Origin of the sequence: Nonomuraea monospora (assembly GCF_039531895.1) — a bacterium.
GTDB classification, from domain to species: Bacteria; Actinomycetota; Actinomycetes; order Streptosporangiales; family Streptosporangiaceae; genus Nonomuraea; species Nonomuraea monospora.
In genome coordinates this window covers 37,185-56,497 of record NZ_BAAAQX010000028.1, presented here as the reverse complement: position 1 = coordinate 56,497, position 19,313 = coordinate 37,185, and the positions used below count along the sequence as shown (strand labels likewise).

19 protein-coding genes are annotated in these 19,313 nt (G+C 70.4%); 11 read left to right on the top strand and 8 right to left on the bottom strand.

What is annotated here, in order from left to right:
- Nucleotides 1-45: 45 nt before the first annotated feature.
- Nucleotides 46-1,443 carry an MFS transporter gene (locus tag ABD331_RS40445; RefSeq protein ID WP_344487460.1) on the top strand — a complete coding sequence of 466 codons (1,398 nt, stop codon included), beginning with the start codon at nucleotides 46-48 and terminating at the stop codon, nucleotides 1,441-1,443.
- Between the two features lie 16 nt (nucleotides 1,444-1,459).
- On the opposite strand, the gene ABD331_RS40440 is transcribed toward ABD331_RS40445, so the two are convergent.
- Nucleotides 1,460-2,257 (bottom strand): hypothetical protein, encoded by a 798-nt coding sequence (locus ABD331_RS40440; protein WP_344487458.1) that lies wholly within the window; start codon nucleotides 2,255-2,257, stop codon nucleotides 1,460-1,462.
- 587 nt (nucleotides 2,258-2,844) lie between these two features.
- On the opposite strand from ABD331_RS40440, the gene ABD331_RS40435 reads away from it, so the two are divergent.
- Both ABD331_RS40435 and ABD331_RS40430 read left to right on the top strand, forming a co-directional pair.
- Nucleotides 2,845-4,050 carry a sensor histidine kinase gene (locus tag ABD331_RS40435; RefSeq protein ID WP_344487456.1) on the top strand — a complete coding sequence of 402 codons (1,206 nt, stop codon included), beginning with the start codon at nucleotides 2,845-2,847 and terminating at the stop codon, nucleotides 4,048-4,050.
- Nucleotides 4,051-4,275: 225 nt separating this feature from the next.
- Nucleotides 4,276-4,998, top strand: a complete 723-nt coding sequence (locus ABD331_RS40430; protein WP_425566169.1) for a response regulator — start codon at nucleotides 4,276-4,278, stop codon at nucleotides 4,996-4,998.
- 509 nt (nucleotides 4,999-5,507) lie between these two features.
- On the opposite strand, the gene ABD331_RS40425 is transcribed toward ABD331_RS40430, so the two are convergent.
- From ABD331_RS40425 to ABD331_RS40415, 4 genes are all read right to left on the bottom strand, one after another.
- Nucleotides 5,508-6,107 carry a dihydrofolate reductase family protein gene (locus ABD331_RS40425; protein ID WP_344487452.1) on the bottom strand — a complete coding sequence of 200 codons (600 nt, stop codon included), beginning with the start codon at nucleotides 6,105-6,107 and terminating at the stop codon, nucleotides 5,508-5,510.
- A 1,061-nt stretch (nucleotides 6,108-7,168) separates the two neighbouring features.
- Entirely contained in the window at nucleotides 7,169-7,282 is a 114-nt protein-coding gene (locus tag ABD331_RS61285) for a VapC50 family PIN domain-containing toxin (protein ID WP_486348511.1), read from the bottom strand.
- Nucleotides 7,283-7,649: 367 nt separating this feature from the next.
- On the bottom strand, nucleotides 7,650-8,105 hold the full coding sequence (locus ABD331_RS40420) for a helix-turn-helix domain-containing protein (protein WP_344487450.1): 456 nt from the start codon (nucleotides 8,103-8,105) through the stop codon (nucleotides 7,650-7,652).
- 123 nt (nucleotides 8,106-8,228) lie between these two features.
- On the bottom strand, nucleotides 8,229-9,758 hold the full coding sequence (locus ABD331_RS40415) for a carboxylesterase/lipase family protein (RefSeq protein WP_344487448.1): 1,530 nt from the start codon (nucleotides 9,756-9,758) through the stop codon (nucleotides 8,229-8,231).
- 124 nt (nucleotides 9,759-9,882) lie between these two features.
- Here ABD331_RS40415 and ABD331_RS40410 point away from each other — a divergent pair, with 124 nt between their 5' ends.
- The 3 genes from ABD331_RS40410 to ABD331_RS40400 all read left to right on the top strand — a co-directional run bounded on the left by ABD331_RS40410 (nucleotide 9,883) and on the right by ABD331_RS40400 (nucleotide 13,897).
- Complete coding sequence (locus ABD331_RS40410) at nucleotides 9,883-10,458, top strand: TetR/AcrR family transcriptional regulator (protein WP_344487446.1); 576 nt, start codon at nucleotides 9,883-9,885, stop codon at nucleotides 10,456-10,458.
- Between the two features lie 77 nt (nucleotides 10,459-10,535).
- Complete coding sequence (locus ABD331_RS40405) at nucleotides 10,536-13,355, top strand: WD40 repeat domain-containing protein (RefSeq protein WP_344487444.1); 2,820 nt, start codon at nucleotides 10,536-10,538, stop codon at nucleotides 13,353-13,355.
- Between the two features lie 122 nt (nucleotides 13,356-13,477).
- The gene (locus tag ABD331_RS40400; protein ID WP_344487442.1) at nucleotides 13,478-13,897 is read left to right on the top strand and encodes a VOC family protein; all 420 of its coding nucleotides are present in this window, start codon (nucleotides 13,478-13,480) and stop codon (nucleotides 13,895-13,897) included.
- On the opposite strand, the gene ABD331_RS40395 is transcribed toward ABD331_RS40400, so the two are convergent.
- Genes ABD331_RS40395 through ABD331_RS40385 form a run of 3 tightly spaced genes read right to left on the bottom strand, consistent with a single transcriptional unit; the run spans nucleotide 13,842 to nucleotide 15,845 of the window.
- Nucleotides 13,842-14,504, bottom strand: a complete 663-nt coding sequence (locus ABD331_RS40395; RefSeq protein ID WP_344487440.1) for a TetR/AcrR family transcriptional regulator — start codon at nucleotides 14,502-14,504, stop codon at nucleotides 13,842-13,844. The genes ABD331_RS40400 and ABD331_RS40395 overlap by 56 nt on opposite strands.
- A 16-nt stretch (nucleotides 14,505-14,520) precedes the next feature.
- On the bottom strand, nucleotides 14,521-15,189 hold the full coding sequence (locus ABD331_RS40390; RefSeq protein ID WP_344487438.1) for a DUF4166 domain-containing protein: 669 nt from the start codon (nucleotides 15,187-15,189) through the stop codon (nucleotides 14,521-14,523).
- On the bottom strand, nucleotides 15,084-15,845 hold the full coding sequence (locus ABD331_RS40385; protein ID WP_344487436.1) for a hypothetical protein: 762 nt from the start codon (nucleotides 15,843-15,845) through the stop codon (nucleotides 15,084-15,086). The genes ABD331_RS40390 and ABD331_RS40385 overlap by 106 nt, the downstream gene beginning before the upstream one ends.
- Before the next feature lie 157 nt (nucleotides 15,846-16,002).
- Here ABD331_RS40385 and ABD331_RS40380 point away from each other — a divergent pair, with 157 nt between their 5' ends.
- The 5 genes from ABD331_RS40380 to ABD331_RS40360 all read left to right on the top strand — a co-directional run bounded on the left by ABD331_RS40380 (nucleotide 16,003) and on the right by ABD331_RS40360 (nucleotide 19,244).
- Entirely contained in the window at nucleotides 16,003-16,317 is a 315-nt protein-coding gene (locus ABD331_RS40380; protein ID WP_425566177.1) for an MmcQ/YjbR family DNA-binding protein, read from the top strand.
- Between the two features lie 11 nt (nucleotides 16,318-16,328).
- On the top strand, nucleotides 16,329-16,820 hold the full coding sequence (locus ABD331_RS40375) for a GNAT family N-acetyltransferase (RefSeq protein ID WP_344487432.1): 492 nt from the start codon (nucleotides 16,329-16,331) through the stop codon (nucleotides 16,818-16,820).
- Between the two features lie 378 nt (nucleotides 16,821-17,198).
- Nucleotides 17,199-17,576, top strand: coding sequence for a hypothetical protein (locus ABD331_RS40370; RefSeq protein WP_344487430.1), 378 nt, complete (start codon nucleotides 17,199-17,201; stop codon nucleotides 17,574-17,576).
- Nucleotides 17,577-17,616: 40 nt separating this feature from the next.
- Nucleotides 17,617-18,603, top strand: a complete 987-nt coding sequence (locus ABD331_RS40365) for a DMT family transporter (RefSeq protein WP_344487428.1) — start codon at nucleotides 17,617-17,619, stop codon at nucleotides 18,601-18,603.
- Complete coding sequence (locus ABD331_RS40360; protein ID WP_344487426.1) at nucleotides 18,600-19,244, top strand: GntR family transcriptional regulator; 645 nt, start codon at nucleotides 18,600-18,602, stop codon at nucleotides 19,242-19,244. Before ABD331_RS40365 ends, ABD331_RS40360 begins: the two co-directional genes overlap by 4 nt.
- Nucleotides 19,245-19,313: the final 69 nt, after the last annotated feature.

The following is a 19,313-nucleotide window of genomic DNA, read 5'->3' as shown; positions in this document are numbered from 1 at the left end:
ACGCGGGGCTGGTTGCTGTTCCGGGGCTCCCGCAGGCTGTCCGGCATGCGATTCGTCATTCCTCTTGTCCTGCTGGGGCTGGGCAGCATGATCACTGCCCTCGACTTCACCATCGTGTACGTGGCCTTGCCGGAGATCGGCCGTGAGGTGGGGTTCTCGTCCGGTGATCTGCAGTGGGTGGTCAGCGCGTATGCCGTGCCGTTCGGGGGGTTCCTGCTGCTCGGTGGGCGATTGTCGGATCTGCTCGGCAGGCGGCGGATGTTCGTGCTCGGGATGATTCTGTACGGGGCCGCCTCGTTGCTCGGCGGGCTGGCCGATGGGGCCGGGGTGTTGATCGGGGCCCGGGCGTTGCAGGGGGTGGGGGGTGCGATCTTGATGCCGGCCACCTTGGCGTTGGTGGTGACCATGTTCGAGGAGGGACGGGCGCGTAATCGGGCCATGACCGTGTGGGCGGTCTGCGGGGCCAGTGGGATGAGTCTGGGGGCGTTGCTCGGGGGTGTGCTGACTGGGGCGTTCGGGTGGGAGGCGGTCTTCTTCGTGAATGTGCCGTTGGCTGTGGTCGCCGTTGTGGGGGCGTTCGGGGTGTTGGCGCCGGATGAGGTGGGGCGCGGTCGGCGGCTTCTGGGTGGGTTTGACCTTCCTGGGGCGTTGACCGGGACCGCCGGGGTGACCGGGCTGGTGTTCGCGATCTCGCGCGGCGCCGAATGGGGTTGGGGCTCCGCCGGGGTCCTGGTGCCGCTGGTGGCGGCGGTGGGGCTGCTCGTCGCGTTCGTCGTGATCGAGGCGCGCAGCCGCAGCCCGCTCATGCCGCTGCGGCTGCTCGCCAACCGCCACACGAGCGCCGCCGCCGGCGCCATCCTGGTGTACGGCATGACGCTGCAGTGCGTGCCCTACTTCCTGACCCTGCACTTCCAGGACGTCCTCGGCTACGACGCCATGCAGGCCGGCCTGGCCTTCCTCGGGCCGACCATCGGCATCGCCCTCGGGAACCTGGCAGGCGAGCGGCTCATCCCGCTGCTCGGGCTGCGCGGCACGCTGCTCCTCAGCGTGCTGGTGGGGGTGGTCGGCACGCTGGTACTGGCGTTCAGTCTGTCCGTGGACGGTACGTACCTGGGGCTGCTCGCCGGAGCCGTCGGCTTCGGGCTGGGCGCGGGGCTGTCGTTCACCACCATGTTCATCCTGGCCTCGACGGGGGTGGACGGGCATGAGCAGGGGGCGGTGTCCGGGCTTTCGTCCACGGTGTTGCAGGCCGGGAGCGGGGTGGGGCTGGCCGTGCTGGTGGCGGTCGCCGATCAGGGGACCGGCGCTGGGTTGGCCGGTGAGGCTTTGCGGGCGGCCACGGTGGAGGGGCTGCGAACGGCGTTCTTCGTGGCGGCGGGGATCGCGGTGCTGGGAGTGCTGGCGGGGATGGCGATTCCGCGGCGCGTGCCTGTGTCGCGGTGAGGACGTTCCGCAGGTGCTATCCGCGTGGGCCGTACGCCGCGGCCAGCGCGGTCGTGACGACGCAGACGGCGATCCAGCCCAGGGCGCGGTTGGTCGGGCGAGGCCCCGCGCGCAGCGTCTGGATCCCGAACGGTACGAGCGCCACGCAGAGCCCGACCACGGCGACGATCGACTGAGGGACCTGGGTGCCCTTGAGGGTGCCCAGCGCCAGCATGGACATGAGGCCGAGTGCCACGGCCCGGCCCACCCCCAGAGCGCCCGAACGGTAGGCCGCCACCGCCAGCACCACCCACCCCAGGAAGGCCGGGCCGGACAGGGTCTTGAACGGGTGCCACGGCGTGTCCCGCCACGACTGGTAGTAGTCGCCGATGGCCTCGACCATCGTCTGCGTTCCCAGGCTGTCGGTCAGGTGGAAGGAGAGGTGGTCGGTGCCGAACTGGAACGTGCGGGTGAACAGCCCGAACATCACCAGGCCGCCGCCCCACAGGGCCCATAACGGGTGGGTGGCGGCGATCCGCTGGGCCAGGGCCATGACGCCCGGCCACAACAGGACTACTCCGAGCGCGAAGCAGGCGTAGGCGGTGGTGATGAGGGTGGGGTGGGTGTCGTAGGCGGCGAGCTGGTCGGGGTAGAAGAAGTGGAAGCGGATGCGGAGGAGGATGCCGGTCAGGAGCAGGAGGGGGCCGCACACCAGGGAGACTCCGCTGATCCAGCGGCCGGGGAACGGGTGGCTCTGCTGGTGGTAGGCCGCTGTGTTGGCGGCCTGCCGGGCGCTGTCCGCCCGGCGCCACCGCCGGATTCGGTCCGTGATCATCTATCGCTCCGTTCGCTGGTGAGGGTGAGAAGTGTGGGCCGGTACGTTGGTCGGCCCGGCTGCTGGGCGCCGGTCGTCGGCGCTGCCCGTCGGGGTTGACCTGGCGCCATCCGGCTTGTGCGTGGCGCTATCCGGCTTGTGCGTGGTGCTATCCGGCTTGTGTGTGGTGCTGCCTGGCTTGTGCGTGGCGGTGTCTGGCTTGTGCGTGGCGGTGTCTGGCGCGTGTGTGGTTTGTCTGGCTTATGTAGTGCTGTCCGTCGTGTGTGGTGCCATCCGCACTGCGTCGGCACCCGCTTGTGCCTCGCCGTCGGCCCGTCGGCCTGGGCGTCGCCGTTGGCCTGGGCATTGCGCTTGGCCTGGGCGTCGCCTGCACCTCAGGTGCCGTCACATCGGTGTCGTCACGGCGAGGCGCCGGGGTAGTCGTCGTACTGGGCAGCCATCGTGCCGGACGGACCACAGAAGCCACATCCAACCCAGGTCAGATCTCCACAGCGAGAAAACCCCTCCAGCTACGACCACGGTCGGACACCAAATCTCCAACCCTGGTCAGATGCCCCTCCCAACACCCCCGCGATACCTTTCTCCGCATGACGACCCCACCCCAACGACAGGCACGGCGAGCGATCGCCGAGGCCGGGGCGGCAGCAGCGTTGACCCTGCTCCTCGGCTACGCGCTGGTCGACCCGCCGGGCCCGTCCTCCTGGCTGCCGACGTGGGCGGCCTGGCCGGTCGCGGCGGTCATGAGCCTGCCGGTAGCCTTCCGCCGGCGTTGGCCCCAGGCCATGCTCATCGTCGCGGCCACGGCGGCCGTGCTGGCGACCGCCACCGGCACCGTGGCCGCCGGCGCCATCTGGGTGTCGTTCATCCCCACCGCACTCACGCTCTACCTGGTCGCCTCCACCGCCCCGCTCACCCGATCGGCGGCGTCCCTGGCCGGATGCCTGGCCGGCGCGGCGATCGCCCTCTCCGTCTTCTACACGCAGGTCCTCCCGTCCCTGCCGCCCGCTCTCGAACGCACCGAGTTACCCCCGTACTGGCCGGTGGAGGGCGGCACGATCGGCGTCTTCATGAGCGCCGCGTGGGGCGTCGGCGTAATGGTCCGCCGCCAGCGGCACCTGGTCGCGCGCCTCGCCCACCATCGCGCCGAAGCCGCGGTGGCCGACGAACGCCGACGCATCGCCAGGGAGCTCCACGACATCATCGGGCACAGCATGAGCGTGATCGCGGTCAAGGCCACCGTGGCCAACTACGTCGCCGACCTCCACCCCCAGGAGGTGCGCGCCGCGATGACCGTCATCGAGCAGACGAGCCAGAGCACGCTCACCGAGATCCGCCGCGTGCTCGGCCTGCTCCGCTCCGACAGCGACCCCCACGACACCTTGGCCCCCGTGCCCGGCCTGGCCGACCTGTCCGAACTGGCGGACCAGGCGACCTCGGCCGGAGTCGACGTGGAGCTCAAGGTGCCCGCGGACGCGGCGCTACCCTCGGCGGTGGCCCTGTCGGCGTACCGAATCGTGCAGGAAGCCCTCACCAACGTCGTCAAACACGCGGCCCCCACCCGATGCTCGGTGACCGTGGCCCTCGACGGCGGCCAAGCGCTGATCGAAGTCCTCGACAGCGGCCCTCGGACACAACGCGAGCCACGATCGGCGTCCTTAGGCGGCCACGGTCTTATCGGGATGCGGGAGCGGGCCACGATGTTCGGCGGCACACTTACCGCCGGCCCTCACGCCGAAGGCGGCTTCCACGTGGTGGCCCGCCTGCCCTACGCCCCGGCGGACGCCGCAGCCTGAGGCCGTTCCGGCACAGGACGCGTCGGTCGACTTCCGGCAAGCGCGATGACCTGGGCCGAGTCGAGCCTGTGAAGGGGCGGGCATAGGCACCCGAGACTGGCTGCCATGATCGCGTGAGAGACAGCCGATGTGGATTGCGCGCGGGAGGCAAGCCGGTGTGGATTGCCGGAGCGGGCTGTAGTGATGAGGTCGGGCCGGCCCGACCGGTGTGGATGAAGTTGAGGGGTGAGTCGCTTGGAGACGGAGGCACAGCCGGGTGAGGGCTCGTCCATCAGGGTGCTGCTCGCCGAGGATCAGGTGCTGTTGCGCGACAGCTTCAAAATGCTCATCGACAGCACACCAGGAATGGTGACCGTGGGCGAAGCAGGCACCGGTGCCGAAGCGGTGCGGCTGGCCGGCCAGTTACGCCCCGACGTCGTTCTCATGGACGTGCGCATGCCCGAGATGGACGGCATCGAGGCGACCAGACGCATCTGCGGTTCTCCGCAGGGCTCTGGCACCCGCGTGCTGATCCTCACCACCTTCGACCTGGACGAATACGTGTACGCCTCACTGCGGGCCGGTGCCAGCGGTTTCCTGATCAAGAACAGCACGGCCGCCGAGCTGCTCGGCGCGATCCGGGTGGTGGCCGGTGGGGAGGCGCTGCTCGCCCCGACCGTCACGCGCCGGCTCATCGGGGAGTTCCTCCAGCGTTCCGAGCGCGTACCGGCAGCGGCACGACCGCTCGATGGGGTCACGCCCCGCGAGCGTGAGGTGCTGACGTTGATCGCTAAGGGGCTGTCCAATCGCGACATCGCAGAGCACCTCCACCTCACGGTCGGCACGGTGAAAACGCACATCGGTCATCTGCTGGCGAAGCTCCAGGCTCGTGACCGGGCCCAGCTCGTGATCGCCGCATACGAGGCGGAGCTGGTCACAAGCCCTGCCCGTGAGGGCCGTGGCTCGTGATGGGGCGCAGTTCGTGATCGCGGCGTACGGGGCGGAGCCGGTCAGGAGTCCTGCTCGTATGGGGCGGAGGTGGTCAGGAGTCCTGCTCGTACGGGGCGGAGCTGGTCACAAGCCCTGCCCGTGAGGGCCGTGGCTCGTGATGGGGCGCAGCTCGTGACCGCGGCGTACGGGGCGGAGCTGGTCAGGAGTCCTGCTCGTATGGGGCGGAGCTGGTCAGGAGTCCTGCTCGTATGGGGCGGAGCTGGTCAGGAGTCCTGCTCGTATGGGGCGGAGCTGGTCAGGAGTCCTGCTCGTACGGGGCGGAGCTGGTCACAAGCCCTGCCCGTGAGGGCCGTGGCTCGTGATGGGGCGCAGTTCGTGATCGCGGCGTATGAGGCGGAGCCGATCAGGAGCCCTGTTCGGGACGGTCGTGGCTCGTGATCGCCGCGTACGAGGCGGAGCCGGTCACAAGCCCTGCCGGGACGGTTGCCGGTGACGAGCCCTCGCGGCAGGATCCGGTGACCTCCGGCTCACCGGACCACCCGGTACGTCAGGTGGGTGACGAGGCTGGTGCCGGTGGGGGTGCCGAGGGGTTCGAGGGTGATGTCGCCGACGTTGTGGAGCAGCCGCTCGCCCCTGCCGAGGATCACCGGCGCGACGTGGAGCCGCAGCTCGTCGATCAGGCCGGCCGCCAGGTACTGGTTGACGGTGGCGGCGCCGCCCGCGATGGCGACGTCGCGGTCCCCCGCTGCCTCGCGGGCCTGGGCCAACGCCGACTCGATGCCGTCGGTGACGAACGTGAACGTCGTGCCGCCCTTCATCGGCAACGGCTCGCGCGGGTGGTGGGTGAGGACGAAGACCGGCGCGTGGTACGGCGGCTCCTCGCCCCAGTAGCCGTTCCAGGTCAGGTCCCAGTCGCCGCGGCCGGGGGTGAACATGTTGCGGCCCATGATGAACGCGCCGGCCGCGGTGATGTTCTCGATCACGGTGGCGTGCTGCTCGGGCTCGTCGAACATCCACTGGTGCAGACGGTCGTCCACGCCGTCGCCGAAGGGCTTCTCGAGGGTCTGGTTGGGGCCTGCCACGAAGCCGTCGAGGGACATCGCCATGTCGCAGGTGACCTTGCTCATCTCGCTACCTCCTGTGGTGTCGGCGCCGCCCGTCCGGCGCCGCCTTCACCGTGTGGTCGGAGCCGGGCGGCCGTCCTCTACATGCGGGTGAAGATTTGTGGTCGCGAAATTTGGGAGCTGCCGGGCCGAGGTCGGGCTGTGCTGGTGCCGCTGGATGTCGGAGGAGGGAGCGAGGGGTCTTGGGTGGGAAGGCCCGTTGGGGGAGGGAGCGAGGGGTCTTGGGTGGGAAGGCCCGTTGGGGGAGGGAGCGAGGGGTCTTGGGTGGGAAGGCGCGTTGGGGGAGGGACGCTTTGAGGGGGCATCGTTGTGCGGACATGACGGCGCATCTGGAGCATCGAGGTGAGGCGCATCCGAAGTGATCTCGTCGAGGTGAGCGGCGAAGGCTCGCACCATCCAGCGCATCCAGACCTCGACTGCGGCCGGCTGGCTCAGGCGATCTCGCGCCCAGACGCCCCTAATCCCGCCGGGCTCCCTCTGGCCGGACCACCCGAACGGGCACCTCCCGCCGCCGCGCCTCGGCGACCACGTCAGCGGTGCCACCGTAGCCCCGAGCAGGCCGCCCGTCCCAGACGGCCAGCAACACATCGGCGTCGTCAAGCATGCGCGCTGGCCGCCATATGCGACTCTGAGATCGACTCCACGAAGCCCGGTCTGTCCGGCCCAGTAACTCGTCGTACGGGGCATGGCACTCGCTCGGCAACCCGTCCCGTACTGCATGGCCGGGATGACGACCCCAGCGCTCCGCCGAGATCGAGCAGCGCGGGGGCGAAGATCTGGCCGGCCCCGTCCGCCAGGCAGGGCAGTGCGCTGATGTCGGGGACGTCCGCGAGCACCTCACGTATCGCCTGGTCGATCAGCACGACGGTCTCTTCCGGTAAGCCCCGATGCCCGGAGTCGGCGAAGCGGACCATGATTCTCCTAGATCAACACGGTGATCAGCGCCTTGATTCACCCCAGCGTGAATCAAGTCAGGACGATCACGCCTCACCGGACGTCAGCTCAGCCGGGCGGGCCACGTCTGTTCCCTGATCCCGCAGTACCCGTTGGGTGCCTTGAAGACTTCAACCGGCTCGAAGGGTAGCGACCGCCTCGACGAGACCCGCCGCCTCCAAGGCGTCGAGTACATCATCCACAGTCTCCGGTGGGCTGGTCCGCGAGTCTGCGATCTGCTGCACACAAGCCCACACGACCCTCCCGTCCAGCTCGATCTGGTCCAGGACGAAGTCGTCAGGGGACTCACCTCGACATCCCAGGGAGCCAAGCACTCAGCGGGGAAGCCCGGGAGGTTCGATGTGACGATGACTTGCGCGCTCGCCTTGATCGCCGCAGCCAGCACATGACGATCATCGGAGTCCGAAGCTTCAGGCCTTCGATCAGCGGCTCGTATCCTTCGACGAGGCAGTCTCGGACCGCTGTGTTCATCAGGAGGCGAAGCTTGCCGAGCTTCTCCGCAGGAATGTCGGGCCGGTTGGCAGCGAGGTTGCGCTGCATCTCATCGAGGATTCTGTTGGTCCACTTGGCTTGCATCCGCCCGGTCATGGTTCAGATGCCCAGTTCCTGTCCCAGCGCAGCGAGCTGATCAGCCGACGTCCGGCGCTTGGCGTCATCGCGACGCTTGTACTCCTGGAGGTCCTCACATTTGATCCGTCGGTGCTTGCCGATCAGGCGGAAGGGAATCTCTCCCGTCTCCAGCAGCTTGATCACGTATGGACGTGAGACGTTCAGCATGTCCGCCGCTTGCTGCGTCGTCAGCTCGGCGTGCGACGGAATGACCGTGACACCGCGTCCTTCGGCTGCCTGGGCGAGGATGAAGGCGAGCAGGCTCACGGCTTCGCGAGGCAGGATCAGCGGATCCTCGCCCCCGTGCTCACCGGCGACCTGGACGGTCGGCTGCTCGGGATACCGCATGAGGTAGTCCTTGATGCGACGTACGGCACGTCTGGCGACTTCAGCGTCGATGCTCCCAGGTTGCACCCGTTTGGCCTGCACGTCTGCCATGACGACACCTCCTCTTCGCAGTATCCGCAACAAACGAAATAAACGCAAGCGGTACCGGTGGCGCCTTCCGTGCCCCTGGTGTGGGGTGAGGCTGCCATCGTCAAGCGGCGTGCGGCTTGGGTGTCAGTTCGTGACGGTGGTCCAGAAGCGGTAGTGGTGATCCGTGGCGAAGTCGGCGCGCTTCCAAGCTCCACCAGTCAGCGACTGCACATGCCACCCTGCCTGGCCGCGGTCGTCGCGCAGGCGGGGCCAGGCGGGGTCGCTGCCGCCGTTGGGGTCGCCGGTGCGGGCGAAGCGGGTCCAGGTGGCGATGAGGCGGTCGGCGAGGGCGGACTGCTGGGGTGACAGCTTCTCGAACAGGGACAGGTCGAAGAGGTACGGCAGCTCGGCCATGTGCTGGGCGGCGGCGGGGAAGCTGGGCTTCGGGTAGCCCGCGTACCAGGGGGTCTGCTGTTCGGCGAACTCGAACATGCGGGTGGTGGTCCAGCGGGACAGGGCGCGGGCGGTGTCGAGGGTCGGCGTGGACCAGGTCGAGTCGGTCTTCACGGCCGCCAAGGTCTGGCCGGCGGAGTCGCCGAGCGGGTAGCGGCGGAGGACGGTGGCGGCGTCGCGGCCGTACGCCTGCTTGATGGCGGGGCGGTAGTCCTTGGCGGGCATGGGCTTGCCGGTGGCCAGCTCCAGGCCGAGGATCATGCCGTTCTCCTCGTCGTGGTTGACGCCGACGAGGACGGGGACGCGGTTGAAGCGGCCCGTGCGCAGTGACTGCTCGACCGGGAGGGGGAGGGAGGGGCTGCCGCTGTACGGGCGGGGCTCGCGGTTGGTGCCGTAGGCGTCCAGCAGCTTGGAGATGGGGAGGTCGCGCAGGCAGCTCGCCACGTCGGAGGCGTCGGCGCAGCCGGCCTTCTTGATGACGTCGGTGCTTTCGGCGAGGGCCGCCGCCTTGGTGCGGGAGGCGTCCCCACAGGGGGCGCTCTGGATGATCGCGCGCTGGAACAGCCCCGCGGAGGCGGGGGAGGCGAGGTGGCCGCAGACGGCGAAGCCGCCGCCCGACTGGCCCATGATCGTCACGTTGCGGGGGTCGCCGCCGAAAGCCGCGATGTTGCCGCGTACCCAACGCAGTGCCGCGCGCTGGTCGTCGAGGGCCAGGTTGCCGGAGTCGGGCAGCGACGGGTGGGTCAGAAAGCTGGTGACGCCCAGGCGGTAGTTCACGGACACCACCACGGCGCCGCCTGCCGCCAGCCGGTCGGCGCCGTAGAGGTCGCCCATGCCGTACATGAGGCTGCCGCCGTGGATCCAGACGATGACCGGCAGCTTGCCGCGCTGGGCGGGGGTCGGGGTGGTGACGTTGAGGTTGAGGCAGTCCTCGTGGGAGCTGGGCTTGCCGATGGGGTAGCCGGGCGGTTGTGCGCAGACGTTGCCGGGCTTGGTGGCGTCTCGAGTGCCCTGCCACGGGGTGATGGGGGTGGGGGCGGTGAAGCGGGTGGCGGTGGCGTACGGGATGCCCTGGAAGGTGCGTGTCTGGGGGCCGGAGGTGCCGCGGACGGCGCCGGTGGTCGTGGTGACGACGGTGGGGTCGGTGGTGGTGGCCTGGGCGGCCGGTGCGTACGCGGTGAGGAGGGCGAGGCCGAGGCCGGCCGATGCGAGCTTGTTCATGGTCGTCTTCCTGTCGATCAAGCGGATGGCAGGACCATAACGCAGATTTACACGATCGCGCAAAACGATCGCGCAAAACGAACGCATCAAACGTTCGTGCTAATCTGTTGGTACGGTGTGCCGCATGGGAAACCGTGAAGACCTGCTCGCGGGCGCCAAGGAATGCCTGCGCGAGAAGGGTTACGACCGCACCAGCGTCCGCGACATCGCCACCGCGGCCGGTGTGAGCACCGCCGCGATCGGCTATCACTTCGGGTCGCGGGAGGCGTTGCTCACTCAGGCGCTGTTCGGCCTGCTCGACGAGTGGGGCGACAGCCTGGGCCGTGCGCTGGCGCCTGAGCCGGGTGATGACGCGGTGCGGGCGTTCGAGCGGATGTGGGAGGGGCTCGTCCGGCAGTTCGCCGAGCATCCGGATCTCTGGCTCGCGACGGTGGAGCTGTTCCTGCAAGGCCGGCGGCAGCCCGAGTTGGCTGCGCGGGTGGCCGAGGGGATGGCGGAGGGCTGGCGGGGGATGGGGGCGATCCTGCAGAGCGTGCCGGAGGAGAGCGTGTCCGAGCGGTCCGCCCGGACGCTGGGGATGGTGCAAACGGCGTTGATGTCGGGGGTGATGATTCAGAGTCTGGGGAATCCGGCGAACGCGCCTACCGCGGCTGAGGTGCTGGAAGGGGTGCGGGCGTTGGCGAAGCTGGCGGGGGCGTGACCGCAAGGGCATGGAGGGACCAGGCCATCCACCAGATCTCCGGACAATCTGAAGATAGTTCAGTAAGGTCGCCCGCTATGGCGATCACGAACCCATCGGCCGATCCGGGTGCGTTCCTGACGACACTGCGGGCGACGGACTGGGCGGCGTTCGAGCCGGCCCGCGATCTCCCGCCCCTGCGCGCCGCACTCGCCCGGCTGGAGCAGACGCACGGGATCACCGAGGCGCACCGGTTCGCGACCGAGCGGGTCAAGGAGCTGGGGGCGGTGCTGCGGCATCCCGACGGGCATCCCGCCCAGATCTACGGGCACGCGTTGAGCCCGTGCGGGCGCTACCTCGCGATCGGGAGCTGGTGCGGCGACGACTACGACCGGGGCGGTGTGCTGCAGGTCTGGGAGCTGGCCGGCGCCCGGTGCGTGAACGTGCTCGGCCAGATCATGGGCGGGGTGGGGTGGCCCGGGTACACGCGGACGGTTCAGTGGTCGGCCGATGGGGAGCGGCTGGCGCTGGCGTACAACACGAACGGGGTGGGGGCGTGGGATCCGTTCGGTGCGGACTCGGAGCCGTGCGCTGAGGCTTATGTGACGGACGGCGGCTCGCGTCCGCCCGGGTTCGCATTCGCGCCCGACGGCATGCGCGCCTACATCGCGACGGGGACCTCGTACGAGGTGATGGGGTGTGTCGCGCCGCTGGACGAGGGCGAGGTGTACGAGATCGAGGATGAGGACGGCGGGGACGGCGAGAGGGTCGCGTCGCCGTTGACCGCGCCGCTGCCGGAAGCGGTCAAGGCGCTGCTCGGCGGTGACGACCTTTTCGTGCGGGAGGCGCGCTGGTCGCGCGACGGCCGGCGGCTCTACGGGCACGCCCGCGGCTGGGCCTGTGCCGTCGACGTCGCCGACGGCCGGGTCCTGTGGTTCACGCAGGCGGGCGTCGGCAGGGACGCGCCCGCCTGGAGCAGGGACGAGAAGTACTTCGCCCACCAGCTCCACGGCCAGTTGCTGGTGGGCGACGCGATGACGGGCTGGACGGTGGCGACGCTGCCGGGGCATCCGGGCGCGTCCGAGTTGGCGTGGGGCGCGTACGGGGCCGTCACGAGGCTGGCGGTCGTGGTGCCGGAGGGCAACGACGCGAACGCCCGTCCGCAGGTCACCGTCTACGACCAGGGCAGGCACCGCTACGACCTCGATCTGGCGCTGCCGCAGCTCGACCCCGACGCGGACGGCGTCGCGTGGGCGTGGTCGCCGGACGGGCTCCACGCGGCGGCGCTGACGGCGCGGGGGCAGGTGGAGGTGTGGAACCTCGGGGACGTGCCGAGCCTGATCGGGACGGTTGAGGCGCCGGCGGACGCCGATGGCGTGTTGTGGGGCGCCGACGGGGTGATCGTGGTGGTCGGTCCCGCTGTGTTGCGCTTCTTCCAGGCGGCCACCGGGCGGGTCACCGGGGACTTCGTGTTCCTGCGCACGCCGCCCGGGCCGCGTCCGCTGGAGCTGGACGACGGGGTGGACGTCGGGGAGGAGGTGCGGGACGAGGAGGGAGCGAGCATCGATCCGACGTTCGCGCTCGACGACGAGACGTGGGCCGTCGCCTTCGAGACCGGGCAGGTGATCGCGCCACCCGGCCGCGTGCACGCCCTGGACGGCGCGCTGGCGTGGACGGTGGAGCGACGGTTCGGCTGGCCGGTGCGCTGGGGCGGGCTCCCCGCCGCGCCGGACGCCGCGGGTGCTGTGGGCCTGGAGATCGCACCGGACGCCGCGGGTGCTGTGGGTCTGGAGATCGCGCCGGACGCCGCCACCGCCGCCGACCGCTTCGGCCCGCCACTGAACGAGTACCTGGCGCCGTTCCGCGACCACACCCCCACGGCGGACGAGCCCTGGCCCCCACCCAACACCACCACCCTCGACGACCTGTTCCAGACGGCACTCGACTCGGTGGCACCGCTCCACAACGGCTGGGACCACCACGTGAGCCAGAGCCTGCGCCACGCGGCCAGACTCAGGGCCCGCCTCGGCCGGCCGGACGGAGCGCGTCCGCTGCTGGACGCGATCCCCAGCCCGGACGAGCAGGTGAGGGGCCGGGCAGAGGTGGCGATGATCCTGGCCGCCGCCGGCCGCAGGCAGGACGCGCGGACGTTCTTCGACGGGGAAGAAGCGCAGGTGGAAGAGGTGCTCGACGAGTACAACGTGGCGTTCGTGGCCTCGTCGGTGGCCGGCGCGTACGCGGCGATGGGGGATCCGCGCGCCGAGGCGTGGTTCGAGCGAGCCCGGGCGGCGATCGAGCCCGAGACGAACCCGGGCGAGCACCGCCTGGCCGTCGCCTGGGCGATGATCGAGTGCAGATGGGAGCAGGAGGGCCGGGCCCTGCTGCGGGAGGGCGGCGGGGTGCCTTCCAGTTTCTACACGGTGCCGCTGCTGGCCTACCTGATCCTCACCCGGCGGGACCACATCGCCCGCGAGCTGATCCCCCTGAGGGACGCGGCGGCGGAGGAGTGGCAGCCGCAGGGGTGGTTCGACGGGTGGGAGGCGGTGGAGGTGTTCGCGCGGCTGGGCCGTCCCGATCTGCTGCGGGAGTGGGCGCAGGTGTACGGCGACGGTTACGCGTACGAGGACCACCTCGCACAGGCGGAGGCGAACGCCCGGCGCGATCCGGCGCGCGCCCGGCCGAATGAGGGGGAGCTGGCGGCGCTCACCGACGCGTACGCCACGCTGCGGAAGACGCCGCGGACGCAGCGCGAGCACCCGACGGAGCTCCTGGCCGTGCAGGCGGCCGAGTGCGGCCACCTCGGGGCGGCGCTGAGCCTGATCGAACGCCTGCCGCGGGACGACTTCAACGGCCGCGCGTCGAACGCGTTCCGCGCCCTGTGGATCGCCGCCACCGGCCTGGACGTCGAGCCGTGGTGACCCGGAACGGCGTGTGAACCGCCCCTATCCGGCAGATGGCCATTTGCCGGGCGATGAATCATGAGGTGGACAACAGGGATCAGGACATCAAGTATTGGAGGCAAACCGGAGGACGGTGTTGTATGCACGCACGTCTGGACCATCTGGTCTGCTGGGTCTCCGACCCTGGCGCGTCCGTGGACTTCTACGAGCAGGTCGTCGGCCTGCCCGGGGTGCGGGCGGCGGAGTTCCGCGACGGGATGGCGCCCTTCCCGAGCGTACGGGTCTCGCCCGAGACCATCCTCGACCTGATGTCGTTCGAGGCGATGCGCGGCGTGGACGAGGGCACCGGGGTGCGGGGCAGCGCCGGGCACCCGATCAACCACCTCTGCCTGGCGGTCGGCAAGGAGGACTTCGACGCGCTGCAGGTGCGGCTGAAGCAGCACGGCGTGGAGATCACCGGCAACGGCGCGAACTCGTTCGGCGCCCAGGGCATCGCGCCCGAGACTATGTTCTTTCCTGACCCTGACGGGAACGTGATCGAGGTCCGATACTACGAGTGAGCCTGGCCCTGACGGTCCTGCGCAGCACGGGGCCGAGATCGTCCAGGACGCTCACCAGCGTGGCCAGCTCCTCCAGCGAGTCCAGGGCCTGGGCGGCGCCGTCCGCGTCCACGCCCTCGTACAGCTCCAGCCCCACGAAGGCCGCCGCGGTCGCCTTGGCGAGGCCGCTCACGTCCACGAACTCCGCCAGCGGCGAGGCGGCCAGCACCCGGCCCAGCGCCTGCTCCACCTCGGCCATCCACAGGTTGAGGCCCTTCACGACGGCCTCGGCCAGCTTCTCGTCGGTCTGCCCGCCGGCCAGGAGCTGGGCGAGCGCCGCGACGCTGCCCTCCGTACGTTCCTGCTCGTGCAGCTCGCGGCCGAGGTCGAGCAGCTCGCGCAGGGAGGTCACGGCGGCGAAGCGCTCGCGGTAGAGGGGGACGCGCTGCCGCGAGCCGTGCTCGCAGGCGGCGGCCAGGAGCTGGTCGACGCTGCCGAAGTGGTAGAAGACCAGAGCCTGGTTGACCCCGGCGGTCGCGGCGATCGTACGGGCGGAGGCGCCGGCCATGCCCTGCGTCTTGAGCGTCTCGAGCGCCGCGTCGAGCAGCTTCGTGCGGGTGTCGGCCACCGGGCTCCCTCGTCGATCACAGGCGGGCCACCTCCCGCCTGGGCCTCACGCTAGCGGGAACGCCGTGCGCCGCGACGTTCACGTAGGAGACGGTGAAGCTGCCCCAGTAGCCGAAGATCCGGCCGAGCAGCGGGTTCGAGACGGTCACCGCGATGGTGAAGCGCCCTGCCCGGTCGTCGTAGTGTTCGGTGACCACGGCCGTGCCGGTGGCGGCGGCGGGGATGCGGACGGCCAGCGGGCCCTCCAGGAGGCGTTGCGGGCCTGAGCGGATGACCAGGCCGCCGCGGTCGTCCACGGAGAGGTGGAGGGGGGTGGCGATGTGCTGGTGGGTGCCCAGGTAGTCGATGACGCGGGCGCCGGCCTCGTCGTAGATCATGGTCGCGTCGAAGCGGCTGAGGGGGAAGGTGCGCACGAAGGTTACGGTCTCGCGGTCGTACGAGTCGGCGTACGGGTAGTTCTCGATCCGGAACGGGATGTCGCGGCCGGTGTCCGTGACGAGGATGTTCCTGAGGCTGCCGAGGGCGAGGAACGGGCGTACGACGAGGCCGGCGTTCCAGACGCGGCGCATGACCCCCTGTCCTATGCAGGCTTCGCCGCTGTCGAGGCCGACGCCGAAGCGGCGCTGGAGCTGGGGGTGGAGGCGGCCGAAGTCGGGGCCGAGCGCGCGCTGGAAGATCGAGGGCATGGTGGTCGCTCCCGTGGTTGCTCGATGGGGTGGCGCAGAGGTGCTCGGGCGGGGTGCCTGTTGGGGTGCTCGATGGGGTGGCGGAGGCAGCGGCGGGCCGCGGGGGTGCCGGGCAGGGGCGGGAGGGCGACGGTGAGCGCCGCCACCGCCAGGGCGGGCAGCGGTCCGAACAGCCAGGCGGTGAGGGCGGCGGCGGCCGTTCTGCCGACCGCTTCCGCCAGTGCTTGGAGGAGGGTGCGCGCGGGTGGCCTGCCGGTCTCCAGCCACAGGCGCAGCCGGTCGAACGACCAGGCGGTGGCCCACCACATGAGCCGGGGCGGCAGCACGTGGGGGCGGTAGTCGTAGGAGGTGAGGAAGCGGACGCCGGCCGCTGTCGGGAGGTAGCGCCAGTAGCCGGCGCCCGCGCGGATCGGGGAGAGCGGGTGGGCGGAGCCGAAGCGGAGCGCTGAGGTGCACGAGCCGTCGGCGGCGTGCCGGTCGCCGGTGTGGACGCCGATGCCGCTGACGCCGAGCGTCGAGTAGCGGAACCGCTGGGCGGTGAGGCGTTCGATGCGGCCGAAGCGCAGGTCCCAGCGCTGGTGCCGGGCCGGGTTCTGGGTGGCCTGCCACAGCGCCTCCAGGTCGGCCTTGATCAGGATCTCGACGTACAGCCGCATGATCCCCCTTTTTGAGCGATCGCTTAAAAGGACTATAGGCATGTTTGAGCGATCGCTCAAGACGCTCGGAACTGTCGGTCGGTTCTGGTACACAGGCGGCATGGGTGTCAGCGTCGATGAGTTCCTGAAGTTGCTGGACGAGCTGCCCGACGTGCGCATGAGCCACGGCGGCGAGTGGGTCGCCCTCAAGGTGCACGACAAGGGCTTCGGCTACCTGTGGGAGGCCACCGAGACCGTCGGGCTCAAGGCGACGATCGAGGAGCAGATCGCGCTGGTCAACGAGCGGCCCGAGGTGTTCGAGGTGCAGTTCACCGCCGGGCGGTTCGGATGGGTGGTGGTGCATCTCGACAAGATCGACGCCGAGGAGTTGTTCGAGCTGATGGCCGAGGCGTGGAGCCTGACCGCGCCCAGGCAGCTCGTGGACGACTTCGAGGCGACCCACCCGATCGGGAAGAAGGTGCAATCCGGGTAATCTCCGACATTGTGACCGCTCTGAACGTCCGGCTGCGGGAGTGGCGTGAGGACGACGCTCCCGTTGTGCTGCGTGCCTTCCAAGCCCCTGACTTGCGTACGCAGGCTCCCTGGCCCGTCGTCACGCTCAAGGACGCGTCCGGGTGGATCGCATCTTGGGCCGGGGTGGGGCATGCCTTCGCCGTGCTGCGGGGGGAGCGGGTCGTCGGGAACGTGGCGGTGACCAAGCTCGACACGCACGGAAATGGGTGGGTGTCGTACTGGGTGGTGCCTGAGGCTCGGGGGCGGGGGGTCGCGGTGGTGGCCACCGAGTTGCTGGCGCGGTGGGCGTTTGGGGAGCTTGGGCTTTATCGGCTGGAGTTGGGGCATCGGACGAACAACCCGGCTTCGTGTCGGGTCGCTACGAAGGCCGGGTTTCTGCCGGAGGGGATTGAGCGGGGCAAGCTCTGTTACGAGGGCGTCCGGTACGACGTGGAGCGGCACGCCCGCCTGGCCACCGACTGACCCCGTGCCCGCGGGTGGGGGCGCGTGCGTTCGGGTGCGGGTGGGCGCTGTGAGGGCACGGGGCACGGGCAGGCGCTGCGGGCGCGCGGCTCGGGCAGGAGGCTCGGGCAGGAGGCTCGGGCGGGAGGCTCGGGCGCGCGCTGCCAGTGTGTAGGTGTGAGGGCGGATCTCGGGCGCGCGCTGCGAGGCGAGCGGCGCTTAGCGCGGGGGCGGTGCGGGCGGGTGGTTCGGGCGCGCTGCGGGTGCGGGTGGCGGGGCGGGTGGGCGTTGGGAGGGGTGGATCGGGTGGGTGGATCGAGGGGTGCGGGAGTGGGGGTGGCTGATCGGGAGGGCCGGTCACCTGGCGTTCCATGCGCACGCTGAACTACCCTGTGGCGGGTGGACAGCGAGAGTCTGGCCGCGGTCGGGCTGTTGGAGGCTCTGAGCCGGGCCTCGGAGATTCTCGCCGAGTTACGCCATCCGTTCCTGAGAAGCGAGCACTTCTCCTATTTCTTTCCCCCAGCGGGCGCCCGCGTCGGCATCACGTTCGTGCTGCCCGACGGCCGGGAGGTCAGGTTCGAGGTCTCCATCGCCGCGTCCGGGAGGGCCTTCCATGTGGAGGGCGGGATTCTGGCGGAGGAGGAGGCGCTGCTGGAGTTGCCCCGGAAGAGCGTGCCGGGCATCGAGGCGGGGTTGACGGCGTTCGAGGACTACGTGGGGGAGGTGGCGGCGCCGGCGCAGCGGTTGATTGAGCAACTGCTGGAAGAAATTGTCTGACAACTAGACGAGCGGTGTCTGGTTGTCTGACAATGGGTCCATGAGGAATGGACCCCTTGCCGTTGTGGCCGCTTCCGTGTTGTGGGGCACCGCAGGCACGGCCGGGTTGCTGGTGTCGGCCGATTCCGTGGCGCTGGCCGCGGCTCGCCTGGTGGTCGGGGGTGCGGCGCTGGCGTTGGTGGCCGGGGCCGGGTTGAAGAGGGCCGTCAAGCCTGGGTTGCTGCTGGGGGCGGTGGCGGTGGCGGCGTACCAGCTGTGCTTCTTTGCGGCCGTCAGTCGTACGGGCGTGGCCATTGGCACGGTGGTCGCGATCGGGAGCGGACCGGTGTTTACCGGGCTGCTGTCTTGGGTGCTGCATGGGCGCAGGCCGACGAGGCGGTGGAGTGCGGCCACCGCGGCGGCCGTTCTCGGGTGTGCGGCGCTGATCGTGGGCGGCGGGGCAGAGGTGGGCGCGGAGGCGGGCACACAGGCGGGCGCTGAGGTGGGCGCGCAGGCGGGCGCTGAGGTGGGCGCGCAGATGGTGGCCGGGGTCGGGCTGGCGTTGCTGGGTGGGCTGCTGTACGCCTTCTACGCCGTCATGGCGGCGCGGGCGATCGGCCAGGGTGGTCAGTCGAACGCGGTGATGGGGGTGATGTTCGGCGGCGCCGCGCTGATCATGGTGCCGGTGCTGGCCGTCAGCGGGGTGGGCTGGATCGGTGAGCCGCGGGCGCTGCTCGCCGTGCTCTACCTCGGGCTCGGCACGACGGCTCTGTCCTACTTCCTGTACGGGCGGGGTCTGCGCACCACGCCCGTGGCCACGGCCGCCACGTTGTCGCTGGCCGAGCCGGCCGTCGCCGCGTTGCTCGGGCTGGTGGTGCTGGGTGAGCGGCTGGCTCCGGTGTCGATCGCCGGGCTGGTGCTGCTGGGGCTGAGCCTGGTGGCGGTGGCCGTACCTGAAAGGCGGCAGGGGCGGGGGCGTACGCCCGAAGGGGAGCGGGCGGCGGGAGAGGGGCGTACGGCGGAAAGGGAGCTAGAGTCGCAGCCGTGACGTTGCCCCTCAGACCCGTCTCCACCGTCGGCGCGCTCGCCGATGCCCTGCGCAGCAGGGTGTTGTCCGGTGAGATCGCGCCCGGTACCGCCCTGCCCGAGCAGGAGATCGCGGCGTCGTACGGCGTCGCCAGGCCGACCGTGCGGGAGGCGTTGGCGAGCCTGGTTCATGAAGGGCTGCTCAGACGTGAGCGGAACCGCAGTGCTTATGTCCCGGAAGTGACGCTTTCGGACCTTGAGGATCTCATGTACGTTCGCCGGCCCCTGGAGGACCTCATGGCGCGGGCCGTGACCGGCAGGAGGGTGCCGGGGGCGGAGGAGGCGCTGCACCGGATGGCCGCGTTGCCGGGGGAGGTGCCGTGGTCGGAGACGGTGGCTGAGCACATGGCGCTGCATCAGGCGCTCGTCGAGGCGGTCGGCAGTCCGCGGCTGGAGCGGTTGTACGGGGTGCTGGCGGCGGAGACGCGGCTGGGACTGGTGCGGTTGCGTGAGGTTTACAAGGACAGGGATGTGCTGGTGGCCGAGCATCGCGAGCTGCTTGACGCCATCGCGAACGGGCCGGAGGAGGCCGCGCGGGCGGCGGTTGCGGCGCATCTGAGCCACTCGTGGGGTGGCGACTCGGCAGCGCATCGGCACCTTTGAGGCGCTCTCGGGCGGTGGCGAGCGCCTTTGGGCCGCTCGTGGGGCGGTGATACGCGCCTTTGGGGCGCT

Excerpts from the sequence above, each read along its gene's own strand:
- ABD331_RS40445 (WP_344487460.1), top strand. The coding sequence starts at position 46 with ATGCGATTCGTCATTCCTCTTGTCCTGCTGGGGCTGGGCAGCATGATC.
- ABD331_RS40440 (WP_344487458.1), bottom strand. The coding sequence starts at position 2,257 with ATGATCACGGACCGAATCCGGCGGTGGCGCCGGGCGGACAGCGCCCGG.
- ABD331_RS40435 (WP_344487456.1), top strand. The coding sequence starts at position 2,845 with ATGACGACCCCACCCCAACGACAGGCACGGCGAGCGATCGCCGAGGCC.
- ABD331_RS40425 (WP_344487452.1), bottom strand. The coding sequence starts at position 6,107 with ATGAGCAAGGTCACCTGCGACATGGCGATGTCCCTCGACGGCTTCGTG.
- ABD331_RS40420 (WP_344487450.1), bottom strand. The coding sequence starts at position 8,105 with ATGGCAGACGTGCAGGCCAAACGGGTGCAACCTGGGAGCATCGACGCT.
- ABD331_RS40415 (WP_344487448.1), bottom strand. The coding sequence starts at position 9,758 with ATGAACAAGCTCGCATCGGCCGGCCTCGGCCTCGCCCTCCTCACCGCG.
- ABD331_RS40410 (WP_344487446.1), top strand. The coding sequence starts at position 9,883 with ATGGGAAACCGTGAAGACCTGCTCGCGGGCGCCAAGGAATGCCTGCGC.
- ABD331_RS40405 (WP_344487444.1), top strand. The coding sequence starts at position 10,536 with ATGGCGATCACGAACCCATCGGCCGATCCGGGTGCGTTCCTGACGACA.
- ABD331_RS40400 (WP_344487442.1), top strand. The coding sequence starts at position 13,478 with ATGCACGCACGTCTGGACCATCTGGTCTGCTGGGTCTCCGACCCTGGC.
- ABD331_RS40390 (WP_344487438.1), bottom strand. The coding sequence starts at position 15,189 with ATGCCCTCGATCTTCCAGCGCGCGCTCGGCCCCGACTTCGGCCGCCTC.
- ABD331_RS40385 (WP_344487436.1), bottom strand. The coding sequence starts at position 15,845 with ATGCGGCTGTACGTCGAGATCCTGATCAAGGCCGACCTGGAGGCGCTG.
- ABD331_RS40380 (WP_425566177.1), top strand. The coding sequence starts at position 16,003 with ATGAGCCACGGCGGCGAGTGGGTCGCCCTCAAGGTGCACGACAAGGGC.
- ABD331_RS40365 (WP_344487428.1), top strand. The coding sequence starts at position 17,617 with ATGAGGAATGGACCCCTTGCCGTTGTGGCCGCTTCCGTGTTGTGGGGC.